A 24,814-nucleotide genomic window follows, 5' to 3' on the forward strand; every position below is an offset into this window, starting at 1 on the left:
GAACCTTCGGATGTCGGCCTCGCTCGTGTCGAGCGCCCGGAATGACGAGCGAACAAATAAGACGCTTTCATGGACGCCAAAGCCGGCCTCGCCAATTGCATCGCCAAGGACATTATGCTCACCGATGTTTGGCAAGGAGATCTCGCTCGCCTGGACCGAGATGCCCAGCCTGTGGCCACGCTGGCGCAGATTGAGCTGTTCACCAACAGAGAAGGGCGGCAAGTACGAGAAAAAGATTTACGTGCCGCCGAGGACGCTCGAGCAGAAACTCGCCGGGCTCCCACCTCACCGAGATCGCGCGGTGTGTTTCGTTTTGCCAGCAAGGCTCGTCAATATCCCGCATAGCATGCTGATTGGTCTGATGAGTAAGAAGGAGCCACCTGCAAAGCCCATAGACCTTGGCCGATGGATCGAGACTTGTGCTTCGTTTTCGAGTGGGGGAACATCAATGTCGCAGTTGCCGTGAACTTCACCGAAGCCGGATCAGGAAATTTCTGCAGCTTTCAACAGAAAAACCGGTCATCAGTCGAAGGCATGCTGCAGCAGAGCCGGTTAACAGCATTTAGCCAGATCGGACTTGGGCTGCCGTCCTCAGCTAGGCAAATACTCGCGACTCCAACCCTCGCTGATGGCGCCTGCGGCGAGCAACGCGTCTATGTCGGTTTCGTCGTATTGCAATCTCCGCAGGACCGACCGGGTCGAAGCGCCGTATTTTTCTGCGGGAGACAGCGCATAGATTTTTGCCGTCGCCAAGCGGATTGCATAGGGATCAATCAACGTTACGGTATGGCCGCTCGGATGGCCATGGAATATTGAAAAGGAATAGCTGCCCTGATCGATCCCCGGAGCACCATCCGCAGGCCGCGAATGCGCCGATCGAATGGCCGCCATGCTCTCGCAGATCGCGGCACCGACATCGACTGCATCAAATCTTGACAACCATTCCTCAGCCGATTCCATCGCGATTGCCGTTGCAAGGAAGGAGACGCGGTCTTCCTTCGGCACATCGGCAAGCCCTTCAAGTCCCTCGACCCGCGCTAGGCGAGACAGATCGCCCTCGCGCGCGCTGAGCAGGACGCTGCGGCCAGAACCCGTCCTATAGAGACGCGTTAGTGCATCATAGCCCTGAGCATCGGGACCGGACGGCTCATCGAAGTGTCCACGCCCATCATACTGGTAGCAGAACGGGATCTGCAGGATACCGGAGAGTGACGACAGTGATATCCGAGCCCGCCCTGCGTGGCCAGTCTTGGCTCTCTGGTACAGTGCGACAGCAACGCCCAGAGCCGCGCCGAACCCACCCAGTACGTCAATTGTACCGACATGCGCGTGCTCCTCGGGTGTCTCCGCCGAACCACCAAATCTCAACATGATGCCCGTCGCCGCTTGGACGTTATTTTCATAGCCGAGATAGTCGCTGCGTGGGCCGCGGTGGACGCCGCCGAAGCAATCGAGCTGGCAGAAGATCGCGTCGTTATTGAGCGCTTTCAGGCTTTCCAGGTCGAGGCCCATGCCCTTGACCTGCAGGTCAGTCGCGTTCCAGATGACGACATCAACCGACTTCACCAGCCGCTCGAGAACCTCCCTGCCACCGGATGAACCGATATCCACCAGAACCGAGCGCTTGCCGCGCATGTGAGCCATGCCGTAAATGACTGTATTATAGCAGTCGTAAAGCGGGCGTGCGGGATCCAGCTTGATCACCTCCGCACCGAAACGGGCGAGATAGTAGCTCGAATGTGGGCCAGCGATGACATTAGACAGGTCAAGAACCCGTACGCCGTCGAGCCATCCCGCCGGCGTTTCGGCCGATCGGGCGTTCGGCCGTTTCGTTGGGATTGCCGACAGCGCGGCGAGGGCCTGGTCGAAGGCGGCCCATTTCCGTGGTGCCGGGCTCAGCATCGCTTTCCCGCTTTCCTCCAGCCAGGCCAGAGGTCCGGGCTGGACCATCCGTCCATACACCGGATCGCTGACCTCAATCATCTGGCCCGTACATTTTGCGTGATCGTCGCCAATCCATTCATGTAACCAATGCTGCGCCGCCGCGGGAATTCGGCTTTCCCCGAATATACGCTCCCATTCCTTTGCTGTTCGTGTCAGGAAGACAGCCTTCATCCGCCCCGCGATCTTATCCGCCCAGTATTTCGGCAACGGATAGGAGCTGAGCGAAAAGTCGGATCGCCATTCGCGAATAGGACGATAGATATCGGTCTCCTCTGCGTGTCCCTCGCCCACGAGTTCGTCGTACAGTCCCAGAACCTGCAAGCAGCGCTTGGTATGATACTTGTGGCCCGGGCAGACGACATAGAACATGCGTTCGTCCTTACATTTGTAGTTGCGGCAAAATGGATCAAGCAGCTCCTGCGAGGAGTCGTAGGAAATATCCATGGGCAATCCCGCTTCGCCCCGCCGGGCGATCTCGCGCTCACGTTGAGTTTTGTAGCGGAGCGGAAGGTCGTCAATGCTGATCGAATTGTAGGCGAGGCCTTCCATCACCGCACATGCAAGAGGCACCTCGATCTGATCGCCGATCCCGCTCCGTTCCCGCGCCTGAAGCGCCAGTACCGTGGCCGAAACCGCGAGCATCGTGCCGTAGGCGGATGCCAAAGGCAGCGGCGAGAAGGATGGATTGACACCTCTCAGCACGCGGCCCAGTCCCATATCGGTGAACACGCCCGAGGATGCCAAGATCACGGCTTCGTAGGCGCGCCGCTTGCGACGGAGTTGATCGTTGGAAGCAAAGCCGGGAATGGACACGGTAATCAAGTCCGGCCGCGCCTTGCGTTCGGCGGTGAAGTCGATGCCGAGGCGGCTCAGCACTCCTGGTCGGAAATTCTCGACTACGATCTCCGCTTCCCGGACAAGTGCCTGCGCCTGCGACACGCCCTTGTCAGTCTTCAAGTCGATCGGAACGATCAGCTTGTTTCGATTGAGTATCGCGTTGGCCGGGCTGTCCCAGAGCGGACCTGATGGCGGATCGATATGCACGACGGTGGCGCCAAGATCGGCGAGGATCATGGTCACCGCCGGGCCGGCAATGAACTGACCAAAATCGAGGACCTTGACTCCGAAGAGAGGAAGGGTTGAACGTCGCATCTCTGTCACTTTGTGGGCTGTCCGGGACGGTGCTGGGAGTGCAACGGATGCCGATTGGCTTCGCGAGGATGAAGGCCGCCGGTTTCCTGGTGATCATAAAGGGGGAGAAGCGCACCAGTTTTCCCGCTGGGGATCTATATGGGCAATCAGTCCGTGCCCCTTCCACACAAGTGGCTGGCCCATCGCAATCGGATTTGCTCACAGCCGGTCATCGTGGTGCCGAGTGCAATGCCATTGGCGATATCGCCCGCAAACTCTCGCCAGACCAGCACCGCTCTGGCAGACAACGCTCGAGTTCCATTCGACACGGGCATATATCCGGCAAGCGCCGGCTGCGACATGATCCCGCGGATCCGGCGTATGCTGTTCGCAGCGATCTTTCGATCTCCGGATTCACCAGCACGCGCACTGCGCTCCACCGCATGCCTACCTTTTCGCTGAAAGCTGAACTGTTGCGAGCCGACCCAGAAGCGGCATCGGCCTTCGCGGCGCCGACTGTCAATGGCGATTTCCTTTAGCAAGGGGGGGAATGCCGATACTTGCCCGTGTATTGCTGATCCAGTAACGGTGCAGATGATGAATACCTGTCTTTTGATGACAAACAATGGCATGTGGTCACACCTATCCAACATGTTCAACATCTGACAGCATCGACACTTGAGCTGTCGATGAGCCATTACTAAGCGCCGTTGAAGCCGGTCGCTATTTCGTCACTCCCGCCCTGATCTGCTCGATGGCGCTCATGAGGATGCGATCGCCTTCTCCGATACACGCGTCGGGAGCGACATCGGTGATAATAAGCCGAGTTGTCCCACGACTAGGCTAAGCACTTTAAAGCGTACTGCCACCCCCGCAACTATCAACTCTGATAGTCGATATCGCTGATGTCCAAAACTGAAGTATCTTACATACTTGTATGTGGGGCAACAGCATCAACCTGTCGAGGTGACTACGTCGCATACATCGCGCTTTGCTCGGCCACCGACCGCGCTGCCCCGAGACAATCAGCACGGCGCAGCAGACGACAACGCCTCGCTCGCACGTCAGGATCAACGACGATCGAAAAGTTGATGGCCCAGCTTGAGAACCTCTGAGCTCGAGCTCGATATCGATTTCTCTGCGCTTCCGTTCTCCATCCTTCGAAGCGCGGGATCGTGCACCGTGCTTGCGATTGGCGCCGAACGCGACAAGGACAGCAACCAGTTCGCACAGGTCCTCATGCTGATCTTGGGAGGTCCGCACCCATGCGCGATGACGTCTCCGAGATGGGGAGCGGCCATGACTCAACTCCGCCGATGCCTTCGCAGTTTTCGCCGAGGAGCTGAACATCAGCGTCGAGGACCCGATCTATGCCCGTGAAGAGCGCTGCAAGGCGAACCGTTTGAGTTCGAGAACAAGGCCAAACTTGGCGATGCGAAGTTTTGGCAGCCCCGTGGCTGTCGCCAAGATTAACGACTTTTACGCCAAATCGAACAGCAAGGCACCAGAAGTCGTGGCCCGTTCGTCAGCACAGAGGCCATCGACGAAAACACTCGCAGCATTCGGTCGCGGCAAGCGCCATCTGCATGGGCGTATCTGACCTCTGTAAAGCCATGAACCGCGAAAATGTGCGCCCTTGCGCGACGCCCGCTGAACTCGGCGAAGTCATTGCCTGCCAGCCGCCAGCGCGCTCGACCAATGCTAAGGCGCCGTTGCAATGTCATGGGCCTCCGCCATCCAGCACATGATGATCCCGACTTCGCGCTGACGTGAGTTCGCAATCGCAGGATTGGCTTTCAAAACGCTGACGATTAAATTAAGTGCTCCCGGTTCTCACCGGCGAGCACACGCCTAACCGTTCCTGCGAATTCCTGGAAAATGCCGCGCAAGCCGGCACGCTTAAGGCCGTCCTTAGTACGGTAGCCCAAAGCCCTGATCGTCCTTTGGCCCATGAGCCGGAGAGCGAACAAAGCGACTGACGCGGCCGCTTTCCTGTGATGGTTAATATGCATCTGTTCGATCTCCTCGACCGAAACCGGCGCTAGCTCCAGATATCCTGCGTCGACGGCCCGATGGAGCAACTCTTCGCCGGCTGGCGTGCGAACGACGGCCACATTGGTTCCGGGCGCTTCGCCGTAAACAGGCTTTCCGTTCTGAAGGATCCAGCCATCGGGCACGGAAATATCCGCGACTTCGCCTACTCCATCGGGGCAGATCTTGCAGCGAAAAGGAAGTTCGTAGCGGAATTTACCCATGTGCCAAGCCCCTGGATAGGGCAGGTCGTAAATGGTTCCGTCGCGTGTCTGCACACGCAGGGGGCCGGGCCACCCTTCCCCACGGTATCGGTACAAAACGACATCCAGCTCGTCGACGCCGTGGTGACGCATTACGGCCTTGGCGACGTGAGCAGAGTGAACGCCACCACAGAAGTTGGTCAACATGTAGGGGATCAGCCGTTCGACCCGCGGGTCGATACTTCCGAGAGCACGAACAGCCGAGGTGTCGCAAGGTTTTCCGATCACCGCGAAACGTTTGCCTTCGTCGAGCAGCCGGTGCACATTGACGAGAGGCGACGATGGTCCGTAGCGAGACTGAGCGGCGCGCAGTACTTCGTCCGGCGTCCTCGAGATCGTGGATATCGTCAGCCAGGGCTGTCGATCGTCGGCACGGACGTGCAGTACGGCATGGACCCGGCCACTCGTAAGGAGATATCGACCTAGGGCCGTCAACGTGCCGCCTGCGGCCCCCTTCTGACGGACGATCGGCTCGCTGGACCAGGACCTGTGTATTTCACGCATGGGGCCCCACACCGGATGGATGGGGACCCGTTGGGGTCTGCCGGGCCCGTGGATCGACACGCCCGGGCAAACGGCCATGATCTGCTCGTTCTTACCGGCAGCGACTTCACCTCGGACGAGAGGCCGCATGTTGCCTTCGATATTGATGCCCATCGATATCGCAGAGCCGACTATGCTCGCGCACAGGCCACAGCCCGTGCACAGCCCGCTGCCCACTACATCCTCGACGTCACGGGCGGGCGCGGCGAAGAACGTTCGCTTGCTGCGCAACTGCTTACGGGCCATTGGGGAGTTCTCCAGTCCTGCGCGCAGTGAGCAGCGTGATTCGAGGGGTTGGCTTGCCGGGCATCACGTGCCACCGGCGAGTTCGCGTTCAGCGCAGCCCGATGCTCGTGCCGGCGGGCTCGGGACGAGACAGCTCCGCGTGCAGCCGGGCCAGCTCCAGCATGCGCTCGCGCACCTTCCCCTGCACCGGTCGGCTGCGTCGGGCGACGGCGTCGACGTGAAGCAGCATCTGCTCGCATGTGGCCACCCGCCCTTCGTCACTTTCGCGCGTGACCACGTGAAAGATATGAAGGCGCTTATCGTCGGCGCCGAGAATGTGGGTGAGCACCTCAATCCGGTCCCCGGCGTATAGTTCGCGGAGATAGGATAGGTTCGTCTGGACAGTGTAGTAACTGCCGCTCTTTGAGCGGTACTCGCTGTCGACACCGATGTAACTGAGGAGGGTCTCGGTGGCGTTGCTGAAGAGCTGGAGGTAGCGCCACTCTGAGATGTGGCCGTTGTGATCGAGCCAGTCAGAGTGCATCTCCAGTACCGGCGTCCGCAGTGGCCCGGAACCGTCAGCGGGCCGCGTAAGGCGATCGCGGAGCCTTTGTTCCCAGCGCGCGAGCGTCTCGCCCGCACCGAACCCCTCAGCCCGTAGTGCCTGCAGCACGGCTGTGAGGCAGTCATCCCGCTTCTGTTCGAGCTCAGCAATCGTCAGGTTGTCGGCTTTAGTCTGCGCATCTGCCTGCTCGACGAGCTTGCTCAGGAACGCGCCTGACAGTTCGGGCGCGTCGGTAGACTTCGTCCATGGCGAGTTGAGCACGGATCCCCATTTTTCCAGAAAGCGCCGAATACCGATTCCATCACCCACGATGCGGAACGGGCCGATGACAGCTCGGCGCAACCCGAAGGAGTATCGGATTGCCTCATCAACCTCCTGCATCGTCGCTACATCCTCGTGCACCAGCCACAGGGCCTCTCGCCAGATCGCCTCCTGAAGGCGGTTCGCGATGAAGCCGTCCACCTCTTTGCGCACGATGAGCGGGTGCATCCCCACCGCTCGGTAGATCTCGGCTGCCCGCGCAAGCGCTTCGTGCGCCGTGCGCTGCCCGGCGCACAATTCGACCAGCGGGAGCAGGTGCACCGGATTGAAGGGGTGCGCGACAAGCAAGCGCTCGGGGTGATCTATCCCGGCCTGCAGCAAGGACGGCCGAAGCCCCGAGGTAGACGAGCAAATCAGGGTCTCAGGTGCCGCGGCGCGGCTCGCGTCAGCGAGCAGCTGCTGCTTGAGCTCCAGCCGCTCAGGCGCAGACTCCTGCACGAGCTCTACGCCGCGCACCGCGTCCGCGACCGAGTCCACCACGATCAGCGCCCCCTCCGCCGGCAGAGGGACCTGCGTCAGCCGCTGATAAGTCCGGCGGGCATTGGCAAGCATCTTCTGGACGCGCTCCACCGCACCAGACGACGGGCCATATAACCGCACATCGATCCCATTGAGGACAAAACGTGCGGCCCACCCGCCGCCGATGACCCCGCCCCCTAGCAAGCCGACCGCCTGCGGGCACCTCTCACACATGGACTTTGAGCTCTCAGACATGAACTTTGACCTCGCGGGCATGAACTTTGAGCGCGAGCTTCTCGCGGACCTCATCTGGACTCATCACCCGCACCCCGATCCGCTGGAGAATTTCCACGGCCCGCTGCACGAGCTCGGCGTTGGTCGCCAGCTGCCCGCGCGAGAGATATAGATTATCCTCTAACCCCACCCGCACATTCGCGCCGACCAGCGGCGCCATCGCCGCATACGGAAGCTGCATCCGCCCGATCGAGAAGGCCGAGTAGATGGCGCGCGGCGGCAGCCGGTGCACGAGCGCCATGAGCGTCGTCAAATCGTCCGGCGCCCCGTAGCGAAGCCCCATGCAAAGCTGGATTAGAGGCGGACCGTCGATCAGCCCCTCTTTGATTAAATCGTGCACCATCACCAGATGCCCGGTATCGAACACCTCAAGCTCAGGCCGCACCCCGAGCTCCTGCACGCGCGCGGCCATCGCGCACAGCATCGCTGAGGTGTTGGCCATGATGAGGTCACTGCGGGAACCCCAGTTCATCGTCCCGCAGTCCAGGGTACAGATCTCCGGGCGCAACTCTTCCACATGCACCAAGCGCTCCAGCGCGCCCAGCATGTTCGTCCCTGCCGGATCCGGCGGTAGCGGAGAGTCCACTCCGCCCAGCGTGAGGCCACCGCCCGTCCCCGCGGTCAGGTTGAGCACCGGATTCACATCCGACTTCCGAATGCGTTGCACGACTTCCCGATACAGCGCCGGATCCCGCGAGCCACGCCGAGTTTTTGGGTCACGTACGTGGATGTGCACCACCGCCGCGCCCGCCCGCGTCGCCTCGATCGCCGAGTCCGCGATCTGCTCGGGAGTTATAGGTACATTCGCCTGCTTCACTTCCCCACCGCCTGTGACTGCACAAGTGACGAACACATCAGAAATCATCTTCACCATCTCCTCTCGCTAAACGCTTGACCCTCTCCTCGACCGGCAGCCCGGCGATAACTTTTATCTCGTGATGCTCATCGCTTTTCGCTTCTGCGGTAACGCGCATAAAGAGGTCAACGCATGATCGCGATGAACTGGAGCAGGTCTCATTGGGAACTCCTGGCGACACGGCACCCCGACGAACGCGTTTGCTGCAGCAGTCCTCATCCAGCAAACGGTGTGCCACTCGCAGAATCCGATGCACGGCTTCTGATGACGCTGCTGCTTATCGGACTTCCGACATCGTCGTCATCAACCGGACACGGCTGGCGTGACAAGATCGCGCCTCGTGTGAGGCCGGTCGCGCTTAGCGTCGAGCTCAAACGCTGCTTGACGATGACGCGCCCTGAGATGTGGCCGACGCGTTCCACATCAGTGCATCGTCGGGCATCATGCGTTTCGTGCTGGTGGCGGACGGAGTCATGACAAGCAAGACGACGAACAAGTTTTCACCCGAGTCCGGACTCGAGCGGTTGGGATGGTTCTGGATCGCGCCGGGGAACACCCGTCACGCCATGCCCGCTGGATCACGTCAACGCCAGTTCAAGGCGCCACGACCGAATGCCATCTGGCTCTCCGATTTCACTTATGTCGCGACCTGGACCTGCTTCGTCTACGTTGCCTTTCATCGATGCCTACGCCCGCAGGATCGTGGGCTGGCTGGTCTCGCGCACGGCGCACGCGGGCTTCGTGCCCGATGCGCTGGAGCAGGCACTGCACGATTGACGGCCGGTCCATCGCGGCTGGCTCGTGCGCGAAAGCGACAGAGGCAGCCAATACGTCTCATATTAAGTACACCGAGCGCTTGGCTGAAACAGGCGTGGATCCCCCCGTCGGCAGCGCCGGGATTCCTACGACAACGCTCTCGCCGAAACCATCAATGGCCTATACAAGGCCGAGATGATCCATCGCGCGGGCCATGGCGCAGCTTTGAGACCGTTGAGTTCGCAATACTTGAAAGTGTGGACTGGTTCAACAACTGGCGGCTCCTGGAGCCCATCGGCAACATCCCGTCGGCCGAAGCCGAGCAACGTTACTAAAAAAGCTAGAACAGACGACCATGGCGGCCTAACCTAAACCAAATCGCCTCCAGCAAACCCGGGGCGGTTCACTGCCGAATCGAAAGAGGAGCGATTGAAAGCGTTTGATGGACGACAGACTAGCTCGTCAGCCCTGAAGCTCGTTTCTACCGCCCGCATTTCCGAATTCTTATCGCAATCCGCGAAAAGAGCACAGACCTGCTTGCCACGAGCGTTGAAGTCAAACGTTGACCGCTTTCCTCGTTGTGTTGACCAGTCACAGGCCGTCATCCTGCTATCGAGTTCGTGACCTTCGGAACCGAATAGTCCTTCACTAGACATTCTGGTCAGGCAACACCTAATTTAGCGAACGAACATAGGTTAGCCGAAGGTCCTGAGATCTATCAAAGATCGTCAGCATAGGTAGCACCTAGGACCGGACAAAGCTTTGAGACCTTGTGAATTAAGTATCTGCCGATGCCGATCTGCAAGGCTTACGGGCTTAGAAAATTGTAGCTCCTAGATTGATTGCCTAGTGTGAGAACATCTTCTGCGTTTTCGCAAGCTCCCTTTCGGAAAGCATCGCTGTTCCAATGATGCCCTCTCTCGCTAATTGTTCTATTTCGGCGTCCGAGAGGCCGAGAAGCGTTGATAGGATCTCTCTATTATGCTGTCCCAGCGTCGGCGCCGCAGTGTGGATCGCAGTAGGCCGCTCGCCCTCTCGGATCGGCATCGAGGGCTGCGGATGCCAGCCTACGAAAGCACGTTCGAGTTGCTGCAGAAATGCGCGCGACTTGAGATGCCGATCTTTGAGCAGATCAATTGGCAGCAGGGCCACTCCGGCGGCAACCTGCACGCCCTGCAACTCGGTCATTGCCTGATCCGCGTCGCGGGCGAGCGTCCAGGCTGCGATCTCCGTCTCGATCACATGCTCAATAGCCCGGCGACCCTCGGCTAATTTTAGTGATGCGTCCTCGGCCCAGTCAGGTCGGCCAATAAGCAGCGCAAGTCTATGCCACATCTCTTCGTCCGTCGCGGCTACAACAATCCAGTTGTCCTCACCTGCACATCGGAAGCAGCCATGCGGCACAAACTGTGGATGTCGATTGCCATACTTTTTCGGTGGCATGCAGTCGATCGATTGGACAGTAATCCATGGCGCTGCAAACGGCATCATGCATTCGATCTGGGCAAGGTCAATTAATTGTCCTTGCCCGGTTGCGCGGGCATGAACCAGAGCTATCAGAACTGCAGCACAGCCATTCAGTCCGCCGACGGCATCTCCAAAGGCGACGTGGCTCATCACGGGTGGCCCATCAGGTTCCCCGATCACGCTCGGCAAGCCCGAGCCCTGCTCCAGAGTCGAACCGTAGGCCCGGCAATCTCGATATACGCTGTCTGCGCCAAATGCTGACATTGACATCATCACGAGCCTAGAATTGAGCTCTCGAAGCACGTCGTAACCAAGCCCAAGCTTCGGCAGCACTTCAGCTGAATAATTGCTGACGACAATGTCGGCTCCCGCCAAAAGCCGTTTCGCTAGAGCGACGCCTCGCGGTCGGCGCAAATCGAGTGTAATACCGCGCTTGTTCCGATTCATGATGCAGAATCGCGTGGTCTTTTCGTACATCTGTCCGTCGACATAAGCCGGCCGCCGATCAACGCCACGAAACCAATCCGGATATTGTATGGCCTCAATTTTGATGACGTCCGCACCGAGATCAGCTAGTGTGCGGGTACACAATGGCCCTGACCAGCCCATTGAGAAGTCGATAACCCGAATGCCATGCAACGGCGGCCGATCGGTATCGATAAAGTCTGACGACACCGCGTCGGTACCAGGCAAGCGCCTTCGAGTATTCGCGAAAACCTGTTGCTCGCCAGGCGCTGGAACTTTCCCCCCGCGGCGCGGAGGAGTCAACGTCAGCTGCTGAACTGAGCCAACCGTAGCGGCTTTTTCTTCACCAAATAAAATGGGCACGATCGCGCCATGCAGCTTTTTCTCCGAATCCTGCAGCAGATTCGATATTTCGGGTACTGGTACGACCGGGAGTTTGCGTCTTAGAGCCTCCGCAAACCAGTCCAGCGCTGTCCGCGTCTTCAACTTCGGCACGAAATGTCGCTCGATCTGCTCCATGTGCTGCAGACGATCTTCGGCGAGGGCCAGTCCCGGATCGTCACGCAATTCGGGTAGGCCGAGCATATCGCAGAATGCGTGCCATTGTGCCGGCGTTCCCACCGTAACCCCGAGCCGCCCCTCTTTCGTTTCGTAGATGCCGATCGACCCCGGCCAGAATCGGTTAATGCCAATCCGACGCATCACGTTGCCGCGCTCAGACGCTTCAGACATAAGATATTCGCTGAGGGCGACGCTCGATTCGAAAACACTGAGCGACCACGACCGCCCGGTTCCACCCTGCATTCTTGCAATCGTCGAAGAACTCGCGGCAATGAAGCCCCATAGACCCGCTAGGATGCCCGTTTGGAAATCCGGTGCGTGCAACGGAGGCCCCTCGGCCGGTCCAATCAGCTTGATGAGGCCGGCGAGCGCACGAACGGTCGAATCAGTTGCGGCAAACCCTGCATAAGGGCCATCACGGCCGAACCAGCTCGCTTCGATGTAGATCAATTCGGGGCGGCGCTTGCGGATTGCGGCGATATTAATCGTAGGGCAATCCGCGCGGTCAATGTCGCGGCCATCTAAAAGAATATCGCAATCCTCGATCAGTGCTAACAGCCGTGTGCTCGCGTCCGGCTTACTTGGGTCGATGATGATGCTTGACTTATTGAAGCTTAGGAATGCGAACCACGCGCTCTGGCCGTCGGGCGTAAGTGGGGCGCTCCGGCGAAGTGGATCGCCCGCTGGCGGCTCGACCTTCTGAACATCGGCGCCGAAATCCGAAAACAAGCGCGCGCAATAGCTAGTTGCGGCCGAGCTACCTAATTCGATGACCCGCAAATGCGATAGCACTTTCGTGCAACACTCGTTTTTTTCAACCATGGTAATGCTCCCTTGATCTGCCCTAACATTCGAACTTATCGAGACCGCGATCGCGGCTCTGCTCGTCGGGCAACGATTCGCGGTGGTTTGCGATTTCCGCGAGTAACGGCACGGCCAGCAGATGCCCACCGCCGTCATCAGAGCCGTCTGGCTTCCGACATTGCTGTGGAATTACCCTCATCCCGTGCCCGCCGCGGCTGATGGTCCGAGATGCACTCATGGGTGCGGGGAGCGCTCGTATGGCGCTCCGACGATCGTCATATGAGAAACTCGCTCCGACTATTGCGAACTGCTCGAGCAGATGTACGGCGTGGCGACGGTCGCAAGGCATTTACCTGAAGAAAACCTGATACGTGCAACGGATTAGCTGGGCTTGTCATTGCTGGATCTTGGCCTATGGCGGTGGGCTGCGTCGCCCCCATACAGCGAACTCATGCGTCATGGTACATTATTAACAGGGGACCGAGACACTACTTACTCTGGTGAGTACGCACACGGAATTGGACGTATCAGCATTCAAAGGCGGCCCAGCGCTCTTGAGCGTAGCGGGCTCGATGGAGAGTCGCCCGTGTACGATGCGCACTTCAGCTCAGGGCGAGGTGAAGTCGGAGGATGGACGAGGATTTGTTGCAAGAAGAGCTCCAGCGGACGAGGCGACAGAAGTTGTAGCCGGCGGCAGCGAGGACGTTATTGGTGGCATCCCCCTGGCAGTGCCAGAGATAGTTCCGGCCCATCCGACGTTCGGATTGGAATGACCGGCTCGATGGCCGAGGGGCGGCTCAGCTCGCGTTCGATCTTGGGCGTCACTCGCCTTCTGACCTGAGATGAACACCCTGAACTTGTAGTCGGGTGGCGCATTGTGGCCGCGACAGCCTTTGTTGAACAAGCTGGCCATCGTAGGGGCTGCCGGGCAGAGCCTTCACATGCGTGACGAACTAGCTGCCTTTGGCGTGCGGCAGCGTCGTGGCGACGGAGACCTTGCCCCCGAACTGGTAAGCCGGTGGGCCTCGCCCTTGCCAATGCACTCCTATAGCGCGACAATCTGGCTGGGAAGCGCATTGCGTCGCCAACAATGTTCCTAAATGCTGAGTTGTTGCCTCACGTAAATTGCTCCCCAATGGCAAGGGAGCGCAGAGGCAACGATGAGGCGATTGAGTATGGCGACGCGCAAGGAATTGAAGTCTGCTTTGGCGCGGCGCTACAGGATGTCGAGCCGCGTCGAAAAGGGCCGTATTCTCGACGAGTTCGTCGCGATTGCGGGCTTGCATCGGAAGCATGCGATGCGGCTGCTACGGTGCGACCCTAACGGCCAGACAACGGAGCGCCGCAATCGTGAGCGGATCTACCAAGACGCTGAGAGAACTGCGCTGATACTGCTTTGGGAGGCCGCAGATCGGGTGTGCGGCAAGCGTCTGAAGGCCCTGCTGCCGATCTTGATTGAATCGATGGAGCGGCACGATCATATCGACTTGGCGCCAGAGATTCGGGCTAAATCGTTATTGATGAGTGCGGCGACGATCGATAGGGCGCTTCGAAGCGTTCGTGAACAAAGCGGCCGGCAGCGCCGTCACTCTGTAGCAAGTGCCCTGCGACGCGCATCCCTGTTCGTACATCGGCGGATTGGGGAGATCCTGCGCCCGGGTTCGTCGAGGCGGATCTTGTTGCTCACAGCGGTCCTTCGGCGCGCGGCAGTTTCGTCCAGACGCTCGTTCTCACGGACATCGCGACCGGCTGGACGGAATGCGCGCCACTTCTGGTGCGCGAACAGAGGTTGTTGAGCACGGTTCTGACCGAACTTCGTAAACAGCTACCGTTTGCGCTCCTGGGTCTGGACACCGACAACGAGTCTGTGTTCATGAATGAGACTTTGAAGGAATATTGCGAACAGGCTGGCGTCGTCTTCACGCGCTGTCGCCCCTATCGCAAGAACCATCAAGCCTTTGTCGAGCAGAAGAATGGCGCGGTGGTCCGACGAATGGTCGGTTACCGTCGATACGAGGGGCTCGAAGCGGCTGCTTTGCTGGCTCAGCTGTATCGTTCGGCCCGCTTGTTCGTGAACTTTTTCCAGCCATCGTTCAAATTGATACGAAAGGAACGCGACGGAGCGCGCGTCGGCAAGACCTATAGCGCCCCCGCGACCCCACATCAGCGCCTGGTTGCCGAAGCAAGAACACCTGATGCCGTCCGCGCCCACGTCAATGAAATCTATGCCCGCCTAGATCCGGTCGCCCTACTGCGCGATATCCGGGCCGTGCAGATGAAGTTGGCCATTGTCACAGACGCCGCCCCAGCAAGCAATCCAACCGCGGTGCCACCGACCGAACAGTTTTTGTTGAGCTTGCGAATCGCATGGAAGGAAGGGGCGGTCCGCCCGACCGACAAGCCGATTGTGAAGCCGAAGCGAGAGCGACGACGCCCTGATCCACTCGTCAAGGCTACGCCACAGCTGCGCGAATGGTTCGAAGCCGAGCCGTGGCGGACCAGCAGCGAACTCCTGTGCAAGCTTCAGGAAGAATGCCCCGGCGTGTACCCGAGCAAAGTACTCCGAACTCTTCAACGTCGTCTCAAATCGTGGCGCAGCGAGCAAGCAAGCGCACTGTTGTTTAGCTCCCAGGTAAACGCAGCACAGACCGACATAATCGTGACATCACCGGAAAGCCCCCCGCTGCCAACGGACGAACGGTCGTGTGAAGTAGACCGGTGATCGACCGTGCTCAAGGCTGGCGCGATGCGCCACCGCCTTCGGCGGCTTGCGGCCTTGACCACGCCCGATCACCGGTCTGTTGGCTTTGCAAGCGCTCGGTCGAGGACCGAGCGCGACGTCGGCGCGCTCGAAACGCCTATCGGTTGTGCGGCCGGGTCGCTCCCAGGGCTGGGGAGCAAAATAGATGAGGCAACAAGAGGCGCATCGGGAACATCGCTACATGCGGCAATACGCGCTTCCATCCAGATTGCCGCGCGGCACACTCCACTTCCGGCGTGCAGCGAATAGATGTTCGGTCCACGCTGGTGCTGTTCCTGGTCAAGCACCCGTCGCGCCAGCGCCAGCATGTGGCCTAGGACAATCACGCCAAGCAGGTCGGTGCAGCCCTCGATCTTGCGGTTGATGTCGCGGATGACGCGGCTGCCCACCCGTGCACAGGGACTGACGCAGCTTGAGGCCAGCCAGCTCCCTTGCCGAGCCGCACCAGGATGTCGCGGGCGTGGTTAAGAAGCCGCGCATCGGCCGGAAACATCACGTTCTTGGGTTGCACTGGTGTCCACGATGACGCGGTTGAGGTCGGACGGCTTGAACGCCTCGGTTGGCGGCGACCGAGAGGCTCTCTCCTACAACAGCGCGTGCAGCTTCTCCTCGGCCATGTGCTGGCGCGAACGGGTCAGCGAGGAAAGATCGACCACCAAGCGATGCTGGAAGAGCTCTTCGCCGCAGAACAACAGGCGGGTGTGCCGACGGAGTTTCACCCTCACCCCCTCACAGAACAGGACGTGATACCTCGCATCATCCGGCTCTTGTCACCCAACCGTTGCGTGACCAAGGTGCGCCCAGTAAACGAAGAATGAGGGGATTGCGCTTCGCAATACTGTTCAGCCGCAGCAAGCTCCGTGCCGGCCTTTTGAGCTACTTGTACTTCCGCCTGGCCCACGCTCGGAGACGTTCGTCAAAGTAACGTGAACAGCCTCGACATCTCCGTTGGATAGAACTGCCCATAATACAGCCACCACCCATGAAGGATCGGATCCGCATCAGTTCGAAGACCAAAACATCCGGCAGACGATCAAATCGTCTGCCGGCTCCTGCCCGCCTCCCAAGGCTTTACCAGACAGAATCGTGACCGCCACCTAACGATGGCACCAACAGTCAGATTCGGTCACTTCGCTCTGTCGACCGATCTGCCGACGCACTCGCGGTCGCAAGAGACGCTCAAAACGGACGTTGCCGTCGAGGAACGATTATCGATGAAAGCGGTTTGCGACGCTCGCGCTCGAATGTCCCTTAGCGGGTGCAGTGGGCCTCTGCGCTCCCGAAGCGCAGAGGCACCTGCAGCCGTTGAGTGATGGTTTGTCATATACTCTCTTACAGACGCGCGTCTGGCCGATTTGCGCGCAAGACGCTGCCGCTGCGGGGCACACTCCGAGTTGACCGAAAGCACATGTATCGCGTCATGCGCGCCGACGGTCTCATGCTTCAGCGTCGAGCGCATGAACAAGATGAGAGGTGTTATGACAGTAAGTCGCAAGCGGGGCGCTCGATTGTCCGTGGTGTTTGGAGGGGTTTGCGATAGCTGCGATTATGCCGAATATTTTCACGTCGCATTCGCTCTCGATCGTTGCGACCGAGAGACGAGAGCCCTGACCTTGCCCCCAAGTTTTATCCAGTCCTGAGTTCGCCCCGGCTGTTGGATTTGCCCGGTTGGGCGGTGCTAGCGACGGGAGCTGGCGCGGAGCCCTCGGCATAGCGCAGCGCGAGATCCCGGCGCGGATGGCAGGTGAAGGCGAACTCGGAGGGCGTCTTCCACCCGAGCTGCGAGTGTGGTCGTGCGTCGTTGTAGTCGACCCGCCAGCATTCGAGCGCAAGGCGGGCCTGGGCCAGCGAGTGAATAGCGTCTCGTTCAACAGTTCGTCCCGCAGCCGGCCGTTGATGGGGAAGACGGCCCCGCCCCCTCGGCGCCGGCGATATACTGGCGATGGACGAACCCGCTAACAGGAGCAATTCACCATGGAAACCGCGACAATTGGGTTGGATATTTCGAAGCACGTATTTCACGTCCATGCAGTTGATGGCCAAGGCCAAGTGTCGCCAACGCCTCCGGAGAGGCGAGATCCTGTCGTTCTTCTCCTCGCTCGCACCTTGTCTGGTCGGCATCGAGGCCTGTGCGACTGCTCACCACTGGGCGCGGGAGATTCGGCGGTTCGGACACGATGTGAGATTGATTCCGCCAGCCTATGTCAAACCGTACGTACGAAGAGGAGCCAGGAATGACGCCGCTGACGCGGCCGCGATCTGCCGGCAACAGGTAGATGGTCTGGGGGACTTGTGGGATGACGAGGAACTGACGCTACCAGCCCACGCCCGCATCGCACTAGCCGTCCTTGTGAACCAACTGAAGGAATTGGACCGGCAGGTCGAGGCCATCGAGCGCGAGCTAGCCCAGATTCAGCGAGTAAATCGGATGGCGAAGTTGCTTTCTTCTATTCCCGGGATCGGTCCCATAACGGCCACGGCTCTCGCCGCGACCGTACCGGACGCCATAATGTTCCGCTCCGGGCGGGAGCTCGCGGCCTGGCTTGGCCTGACGCCTAAGCAGAATTCGACGGGCGGGAAGGATCGGCTCGGCCGGATTGCGAAACAGGGCGATTCCTATCTCAGGTACTTGCTTGTCATCGGAGCACGTAACGTCGTTCGGTACCCAAAGGCACGCTCCCGGGTTGGAGGCAGCTGGATCGAAGCCCTGCTCGAACGGCGTCGGCCCATGGTCGTCGCCATCGCGGTTGCCAACAAGCTGGCCCGGATCGTCTGGGCGATGATGACGACCGGGGAATTCTATCGGGGTAAGATCACCGCCTGACTTTCCGCGTATGTTGGCCGCTTTATGGTGTGCGAGCAAATAACAGCATGATGGACACCGGCGGAGCTGGGGATCGAGCAAGCCCGAAGACCCCTAAGCGCAACAAGTGCGACCCCTTGATGAGGCCTCGATCCGCGATCTCCATCAGGACCAGCGGTCATGGCATCGGTCGCACTAACAGGCCGTATACATGAACGCACCCGACCGGTAGCCAAAGGTGGTGCTGAAATCTCTTGCATCCGCGGGGCCGTCTATACATGAAGCTCTCGATGAAGGCATTCTGCATGGGCTTGCCCGGGGCGATGCAGTGCCACGCGACACGGCTCTGATCGGCCCACGTCAGGATGGCGTTGCTGGTGAGCTTGCTGCCGTTATCGCTGACCACCATCTTCGGCTTGCCGCGCTCCATGACCAGTCGGTCCAGCTCCCCCCGACCCGGGTACCGGAAAGCGAGGTATCGACCACTAGCGCCAGGCACTCGCGGGTGCAATCATTGACCACGGTCAGGATACGGAAGCGGCGGCCGTCAGTGAGCTGATCCGACACGAGTCGAGCGACCAGCGGTCGTTCGGCACCATCGCCATTGTCATCGGCGCCCGGGTCCCGATCGCCCGCTTGCGACCGCCACGACGGCGCACCGCAAGCCTCTCTTCCCGGTAGAGCCGGAACAACTTCTTGTGGTTGATCACATAGCCCTCCGGCGCCGATAGCCGAAGCGGCGGCGCTCCATGCTCATTAAATCCCGATGATCTGCTTCTGTATTCGGTCTGCTTCTGTCAATCCCTTAAGAGCGCGTGCCGCGGGTACCTTGCTTCTGTTCGTGGTCGGCAAAGCCGCCACACGATGGGATTCGGTTGAATGGTCGGTTCAAGCTCTTCGGCGTAGTCATCCGACCTGGAGGCGGACGCCACGACAGATCATACGAACTCGACCATCCCCACGCCCCGCGACGGGCGTCTCTTGGGATGACGATGGCGTCCTTACGCCACCGCCGTCCATCGGAATTCGGTTCCATCAACCCACATTCGGTGAAGGACGACAGCCATCTTTCTGGCCAGCGCGACCTTCGCACGCTTGCTTCCTTGCCGGTGGGCAACACGCACCGCTCAGGCCTTCATCGGAGACCATCGGGTTGATGGCCTGAGAACGACGTTGGCAGCTTCGAACAGGGCTGTGCGCGTCTCTCCATCTCCGACTTTTGTGATCCGTCCCACCCGATCAACGTCGCCAGATTGGTATCGCCGGGGCGTCAACCCGAGATAGGCGCCGACAGATTGGGAATGCAGGAAGCGCCTGGGATCGTCCACAGTGGAGCGGAAGGTCAACGCAGAGACCGGGCCAATCCCTGGCATCGTCATCAAGAGCCGACAAGCCGGGTCACTGCGCACGGCCTTCAGAACCAGACGATGCAGTCGGGCGTACTCCCGCATCAGCGCTTCGCGTCCGGCAAGCAGTGGATTCATGATCGCCTCCAGCAAGGCGTCATCGCCGACCAACTCACGAACTCGCGTCGCGAACAGAGTCCGCGAGACGATTCCGACTTTGAGACCGAGCGGACGCAGAAGTCCGCGGATGACTTGCTCTGTGGCAGCGATGGAGCGGATGATATGCTTGCGAGCCGCGGCCAGCGTCCGCGCCCTTTGGCTGCCGATGCTCTTGACGTGAACAGGCTTGAACCATCCCGTTCTCACCACCTGCGCGATCCCACGGGCGTCATTCCGATCGGTCTTCACCGGCATGGCCGAAAGCGCCGCCTTAACTTGGCGGGCTTCTAAACTGACGGCCGGCAGCCCCAGTTCGATTAGATTTGCGGTCAGCCATTCTGACGTCGGTCCTGCCTCAAGGCCCACCCGTTCAACTTGACCAGCCCATGGTTCGAGGTACTGCACAATCGATGGCGCGTCCGCCAACGTCGTTCCCTCCCGGATAAGCTTTCCGGTCTCGTCCACCGCACATACCGCAACGGAATTCAGCGAAACATCGGGGCCGACGTAGATCATGACGTTTCTCCTTCGGATAGAGTTGGTCCATGATCGTCAGTCAAAACGTGCCGCGCAGCAAATAGGTCAGGCGATCGGGACCGAATACCCCATCTCTTCCGAAAAGCGGCTGCGCTTCATGCTCTGGTCGTTATGTGGGCCAGAGCGAACTTCAAACTGGATTAAGCCCGTGGGGCAGGGTCACCGAGGACGTTCGAGATCTCTCGTGACGGTACGCTATCACACATCTCGTCCTGGAACCTGACCTCCCGGCGAACGTGAGGACGGATGGGGAAGTCCGGAATGGGCGCGGCACGGCCATTGGTCCCGCGCTGGTTAAGACGCATCCGGGCTGAATGAAAATCAGCCTTTTCCATCCTTAGGCTTAGCCGGCTGTTTGGATGCCGTGCGGGCCCACGATGTCTCGGATTCGAACGGCGCGAAGATCGAATCACGCCACTGGAATGCCGCCTTCGCACCCTCAGTGCGTAGCAACTCACGAAAGCGCCTGAACTCGGAATCCGACTTGTTAATGATAAGGTCAGCGGCGAAGCTGTATCGTAGAGCAGACTCCAATCCGGCCGCGAAGAGTGTGTTGTTGAGTGCCTTCTTACTCCATACCAACGTTGGCAATGCAACCCGAGACATGCGCTTCGCGATACGCGTGACCTCTTCCTCAAGGCGATCTTTGGCGAAAATACGGTTTACGATACCGAGCCGGTACGCCTCCTGCGCGCCGAACATATCTCCTGTGTAGACCAGCTCACGACAACGCTGGCCGATCAAGTGCGACATCATCGGCACTTCCGTGTCGCCGATTGCAAACCGGGCCTCGATCGCACCGAAGCGCGAATCATCAGAGCAGTAGCGAACATCACTCCACATGGCCAAGTCCAAGCCGCCGGCTAGGCAATAGCCGCTGATCATCGCGACAACCGGCTTGGAGAAGTGGAACACGGAACGCATGAATTTGACGCCGTGGTCGAAGTACCTGCTCAGTTCATCAAAACCCCAATCACCAGATTCTTTGGGGCCGAACTCTGATTTATCTTGGCTCATATCGAAGCCACTAGAGAATGCCCGACCACCCGCTCCCTTAACTACGACGACACGCACGTCCGGATCCCGCTCGGCGATCCCGAGCGCATCTTGGAATTCGTTGCAGAGCTCGATGGAAAACGCATTGTTCTTATCTGGGCGATTCAAAGTGATCCACGCGACACGATCGTCCGCTTCGTAGAGAATGGTGCTGTACGCCATGAAAATGCCTCCTTGAGGTCAATTGCCGAGATCACGCCGATCACTTCTCATTCATGTCGTTTGGGCTCAACCCGAATTCGGCGCCGCCTGGGCGAAGACATCTTCATGCTCTCGACATAGCAACATCGTTTGCCGATCGCTTGCTGACGTCCCGGCAAAACCGCATCGATATCAATCTAGCTATTTGAACTCCGAGGCTTCGCACAATCGCGTCTAGCTCCTCGTAGCTTCAAGAAGTCCTTGGTATCGAGAACAACAGCACTGCATACGGTCGCGGCGGGGTCCTCCCTCGTGCTACTAGTTCAGCGAGCATCTGCTCACGTTTGCAGTCCCGAAGACCTGCGGGCGCAGTGGCACCCATCTAAGATTCCGCCCGAATGCGGTCTTAGCCAATCGATACGAACGCCCCCAGCACGTCATCGGTCTCCAGGTGCTGGGATCACCGTGGCACATCATGTCAAAAAACGCCTTCACCGGAAACATGAGGGCTTTACAGCTTCTTCGGGGCCACTCTTAAGATCCGTAGATCCGTTCAGCTAACGCTATACCGAAATCGCTCAACTGTGAGCGCGATGACGTTCCCAGGCACGGCCGCTATTCGGTTCATGTTTACGATTTTCGAAGCCATGCATTCGGCGCACAAGTAACATTAGTACCAAACGCGTCGGTATAATAAGTATCGATCAAGAATCCTGATTGCTCGACCAACTGGAAGCCATCAATGATCTGTCTATTTGCGGCCGCAGGATTGTCTTCGATTATATAATAGTCCCCTGACACCAGAAAGTTGTTCAGGTAAGAAAAAATCGAAAATATTTGCACGTGCGCATCGTCGATCACAAGCCAGGGATGAGGTAGCCTCATCAGCAACTTTTCATCTAAGTTAGAGACTTCAGAAAGATCAACTTGATGGAACGTAAGCAGTGGATGCCTTCTTGCGTTCTCATGGACGCATTTGGTGTGCAAATCAAAGGAGTGAACTTCACCGGGATTCTCGCAAAGCACCGACATGTTATCAGCAAACCACAATCCGCTGCCACCCTGATAGGAGCCGAGCTCCAGAATTGTCCTCGGCTGAAGTTCCCAAATGAGCCTTGGATACAGAGCCAGATCAAAGGGCGTCTTGAGCAGTATCAGCCCTCTATAAGTCTTGGCCAATGCTCCAACTTTTGTCGAGCGCTTGTCGGCACTCCATGGGTAGATAGATGACATCCATGATCGGTCGGATGGCTTTGCAAAGCGGTCAGAATGGTCCGCGTTCAGGACGTTGTTTATTCCCTCAAACATCGACTGATCAAGAAGCCCGCCGGGCTTCATTTGATCGGGGTAGTTCTGGTAAGCGGCCTCCCAAAAGGCCTTGTATCCGAAAGCGAGTTTCATAGGTCGATCTCCGCACTGTTCTGCCGCATCCAAGCAACCGGCATGCCACTCGCGAAACGAGGTGCGCGCTCGCTAGCAAGAGTGCGAGACGCGTAGCTGCCGATGTGCTAGCTGGAATGGACGGCACGCTTTGTTGGGTTCGGGACATCGGCGTCATCAATCGAACACGGATGGCATAGCATTGGGGGCTTAAGGCGATGCCGGTCGCCACTCATGCTGACCTCGAAGGTCTGCTGGCATTTGCCGCCTCGTCGGCCGCAAAACAGTTTAGCGGCGCCGATTCCATCGTCTCGGTGTTTGTCTAAAAGAGCGATGCGATCGCCGCTTGAAGATTGGCCTTGGCTTCAACAGGCTCGAGCTGAACCGCCACCCCCGGTTTGCCGGAGGCTCCAACTGCTGAGAGGATGGAGCGATGACAAGCACGGCGACCGAACAAGTTTTTACCCAAGCTCCGAGCTCTTGCGGTTCGGATGGTTTCAGGATTACGCCAGCCATCACTCGTCGCGCTGGGCGGCAGTGACATCGATTGCGGAAGATCGGCTGCACGCCGCAGACGCTGCATGACCAGGTCAAGAAGGCCGAGATCGACAGCGGGCATCGAGCTAGCGTTCCGACCGAAATGGCCGAGAAGCTGAAGGCGCTGGAACGGGAGAACCGCGTAGATTGGTACGACGACGCCGTCGCCGAGGAGTCGCGAGTTGCAGCAGAAAAGGGCTGGATCACGGTGTCTGATGCGTTCTGGCTCGGGTATGTGGGCGGCGGCGATCAAGGTGAGAACTCAGCGACAATCAGGGTGAGACTGCGCCATCCGCGTCGCAACGCCTGGCGGGCGCTCAACAGCCCTGAACAGGACGTGATCTTCCGCCAGGAGCACGCGCCGGGTCTTTTGGGTCTGTCCGACTTTACCGATACAAGCGCGCTTGGGATTGCCATCGCGGGTGAGGCGCTCGATCACCGGCTCTATCACTTCCGGCTGGCGTTCTCGGGCTTCGAGCATGCCCAAATCGTGCTGGGTAGCGAAAGCTTCGTCGCGCTGGCAGAGGGCTTGCAGAACGCTGGGCGCTCGGCGACGTGCCGCTGGAGCATCGCAGCGACAGCCTGTCGGCAGCATTCCGCAATCTGGTGGCCGACGCGCGGAAGGATCTGACACAGCGCTAGCCGCATCGATGGGCCACTACGGCATGGCACCAACGCGCACAATGCGGGCATCGCACGTGAGAACGGCTCGATCGAGAGTGCGCAAGGCCGTTTCAAACGAGCTCTGGACGATGCACTTTTGCTGCGGGGCACGCGCGACTTCGTTAGTCTCGATGCCTATCGGGCTTTTGTCGACGAGATTGTTGGCCGACGCAACGCCAACCTCGCCAAGCGGAACGCGCTTGAGAAGGAAGTACTGGCGCCACTGCCCAACGCCGCACGACCGATTTCGAGGAGAAGGTGACTCCGGTGACGTCGTCAGGCGGCTTCATCCCGCGGAGCGTGTTCTACACTGTGCCTTCAAGATTGATTGGCCATCGCCTGCGTGTGCTCGCCGACCGGCTCGGATGCTTCCTCGGCGTCACGCCGGTCGTGACGCTGTGGCGCGGGCGGCCTGTCTCGGAAAGCTAAGCGGGCATGTAGTCGATTACCGGCACGTTATCCATGCCCTGCGCCGCAAGCCGATGGCGCTCGTCAGCCTCGTCCGTCGCCACCAACTCCGCGCACGGCTCACAAACGTCTGTTCGAGACCATGCGGGAACATGGTGATGACCGGCGCGCCTGCAGGGTGACGGTTGAGCTTCTGGCGATGGCCACGAGCGAGCCTGCGAAGCTGAGTTCGCCGAGACAATCGCGACGGATCTCGATGCCGGACGGTTACCCGACCTGCCACGCTACGCGACCGCTTCCGACCCGCGGCGGCCTCGATCCCGAGTGTTGCCGTCAAG

12 protein-coding genes and 8 pseudogenes are annotated in these 24,814 nt (G+C 59.4%); 7 read left to right on the plus strand and 13 right to left on the minus strand.

Annotated features, from left to right (window positions below; all coding sequences use genetic code 11):
• Positions 1-69 precede the first annotated feature (69 nt).
• On the plus strand, positions 70-345 hold the full coding sequence (locus N2603_RS38325; RefSeq protein ID WP_260386254.1) for a hypothetical protein: 276 nt from the start codon (positions 70-72) through the stop codon (positions 343-345).
• 246 nt (positions 346-591) lie between these two features.
• Here N2603_RS38325 and N2603_RS38330 read toward each other — a convergent pair whose 3' ends face one another.
• The gene (locus N2603_RS38330; protein WP_260386255.1) at positions 592-3,096 is read right to left on the minus strand and encodes a CoA transferase; all 2,505 of its coding nucleotides are present in this window, start codon (positions 3,094-3,096) and stop codon (positions 592-594) included.
• A 47-nt stretch (positions 3,097-3,143) separates the two neighbouring features.
• Here N2603_RS38330 and N2603_RS38335 point away from each other — a divergent pair, with 47 nt between their 5' ends.
• A complete protein-coding gene (locus N2603_RS38335; RefSeq protein ID WP_260386256.1) occupies positions 3,144-3,614 on the plus strand; it encodes a hypothetical protein in 471 nt (156 codons plus the stop codon).
• Positions 3,615-4,886: 1,272 nt separating this feature from the next.
• On the opposite strand, the gene N2603_RS38340 is transcribed toward N2603_RS38335, so the two are convergent.
• The 3 genes from N2603_RS38340 to N2603_RS38350 form a co-directional block, all read right to left on the minus strand.
• Positions 4,887-6,158, minus strand: a complete 1,272-nt coding sequence (locus N2603_RS38340; RefSeq protein WP_260386257.1) for a Coenzyme F420 hydrogenase/dehydrogenase, beta subunit C-terminal domain — start codon at positions 6,156-6,158, stop codon at positions 4,887-4,889.
• An 88-nt stretch (positions 6,159-6,246) separates the two neighbouring features.
• Positions 6,247-7,791 carry a 3-hydroxyacyl-CoA dehydrogenase NAD-binding domain-containing protein gene (locus tag N2603_RS38345; RefSeq protein WP_311740786.1) on the minus strand — a complete coding sequence of 515 codons (1,545 nt, stop codon included), beginning with the start codon at positions 7,789-7,791 and terminating at the stop codon, positions 6,247-6,249.
• The gene (locus N2603_RS38350) at positions 7,730-8,641 is read right to left on the minus strand and encodes a beta-keto acid cleavage family enzyme (RefSeq protein ID WP_260424358.1); all 912 of its coding nucleotides are present in this window, start codon (positions 8,639-8,641) and stop codon (positions 7,730-7,732) included. Before N2603_RS38350 ends, N2603_RS38345 begins: the two co-directional genes overlap by 62 nt.
• Positions 8,642-9,193: 552 nt before the next feature.
• Here N2603_RS38350 and N2603_RS38355 point away from each other — a divergent pair.
• A pseudogene (locus N2603_RS38355) lies at positions 9,194-9,755 on the plus strand (IS3 family transposase); the annotation flags it as partial.
• A 479-nt stretch (positions 9,756-10,234) separates the two neighbouring features.
• Here the strand turns inward: N2603_RS38355 and N2603_RS38360 are convergent.
• Both N2603_RS38360 and N2603_RS38365 read right to left on the minus strand, forming a co-directional pair.
• Complete coding sequence (locus tag N2603_RS38360; protein ID WP_260386258.1) at positions 10,235-12,703, minus strand: CaiB/BaiF CoA-transferase family protein; 2,469 nt, start codon at positions 12,701-12,703, stop codon at positions 10,235-10,237.
• 641 nt (positions 12,704-13,344) lie between these two features.
• Positions 13,345-13,730 (minus strand): annotated as a pseudogene (locus N2603_RS38365) (IS5/IS1182 family transposase); the annotation flags it as partial.
• Positions 13,731-13,845: 115 nt separating this feature from the next.
• Between N2603_RS38365 and N2603_RS38370 the strand changes: the two are divergent.
• Positions 13,846-15,407, plus strand: a pseudogene (locus N2603_RS38370) (ISNCY family transposase).
• A 68-nt stretch (positions 15,408-15,475) separates the two neighbouring features.
• On the opposite strand, the gene N2603_RS38375 reads toward N2603_RS38370, so the two are convergent.
• From N2603_RS38375 to N2603_RS38385, 3 genes and pseudogenes are all read right to left on the minus strand, one after another.
• Complete coding sequence (locus tag N2603_RS38375) at positions 15,476-15,835, minus strand: hypothetical protein (RefSeq protein ID WP_260424452.1); 360 nt, start codon at positions 15,833-15,835, stop codon at positions 15,476-15,478.
• A 195-nt stretch (positions 15,836-16,030) separates the two neighbouring features.
• The gene (locus N2603_RS45045; RefSeq protein ID WP_425248949.1) at positions 16,031-16,165 is read right to left on the minus strand and encodes a hypothetical protein; all 135 of its coding nucleotides are present in this window, start codon (positions 16,163-16,165) and stop codon (positions 16,031-16,033) included.
• A gap of 907 nt (positions 16,166-17,072) precedes the next feature.
• Positions 17,073-17,341 (minus strand): annotated as a pseudogene (locus N2603_RS38385) (integrase core domain-containing protein); the annotation flags it as partial.
• 79 nt (positions 17,342-17,420) lie between these two features.
• Between N2603_RS38385 and N2603_RS38390 the strand changes: the two are divergent.
• Positions 17,421-18,270 (plus strand): annotated as a pseudogene (locus N2603_RS38390) (IS110 family RNA-guided transposase).
• Positions 18,271-18,529: 259 nt separating this feature from the next.
• Here N2603_RS38390 and N2603_RS38395 read toward each other — a convergent pair.
• The 4 genes and pseudogenes from N2603_RS38395 to N2603_RS38410 all read right to left on the minus strand — a co-directional run.
• A pseudogene (locus N2603_RS38395) lies at positions 18,530-19,006 on the minus strand (DDE-type integrase/transposase/recombinase); the annotation flags it as partial.
• A 244-nt stretch (positions 19,007-19,250) separates the two neighbouring features.
• A pseudogene (locus tag N2603_RS38400) lies at positions 19,251-20,270 on the minus strand (IS110 family RNA-guided transposase).
• Positions 20,271-20,612: 342 nt separating this feature from the next.
• On the minus strand, positions 20,613-21,509 hold the full coding sequence (locus tag N2603_RS38405) for an enoyl-CoA hydratase/isomerase family protein (RefSeq protein WP_260386259.1): 897 nt from the start codon (positions 21,507-21,509) through the stop codon (positions 20,613-20,615).
• A 609-nt stretch (positions 21,510-22,118) separates the two neighbouring features.
• On the minus strand, positions 22,119-22,889 hold the full coding sequence (locus tag N2603_RS38410) for a CmcI family methyltransferase (RefSeq protein ID WP_260386260.1): 771 nt from the start codon (positions 22,887-22,889) through the stop codon (positions 22,119-22,121).
• A gap of 470 nt (positions 22,890-23,359) precedes the next feature.
• On the opposite strand from N2603_RS38410, the pseudogene N2603_RS38415 reads away from it, so the two are divergent.
• Positions 23,360-23,547 (plus strand): annotated as a pseudogene (locus N2603_RS38415) (IS3 family transposase); the annotation flags it as partial.
• 779 nt (positions 23,548-24,326) lie between these two features.
• A complete protein-coding gene (locus N2603_RS45050; RefSeq protein ID WP_425248950.1) occupies positions 24,327-24,497 on the plus strand; it encodes a hypothetical protein in 171 nt (56 codons plus the stop codon).
• The last annotated feature ends 317 nt before the right edge of the window (positions 24,498-24,814 follow it).

The organism is Bradyrhizobium huanghuaihaiense (assembly GCF_025200885.1).
Classification (GTDB): Bacteria; Pseudomonadota; Alphaproteobacteria; order Rhizobiales; family Xanthobacteraceae; genus Bradyrhizobium; species Bradyrhizobium huanghuaihaiense.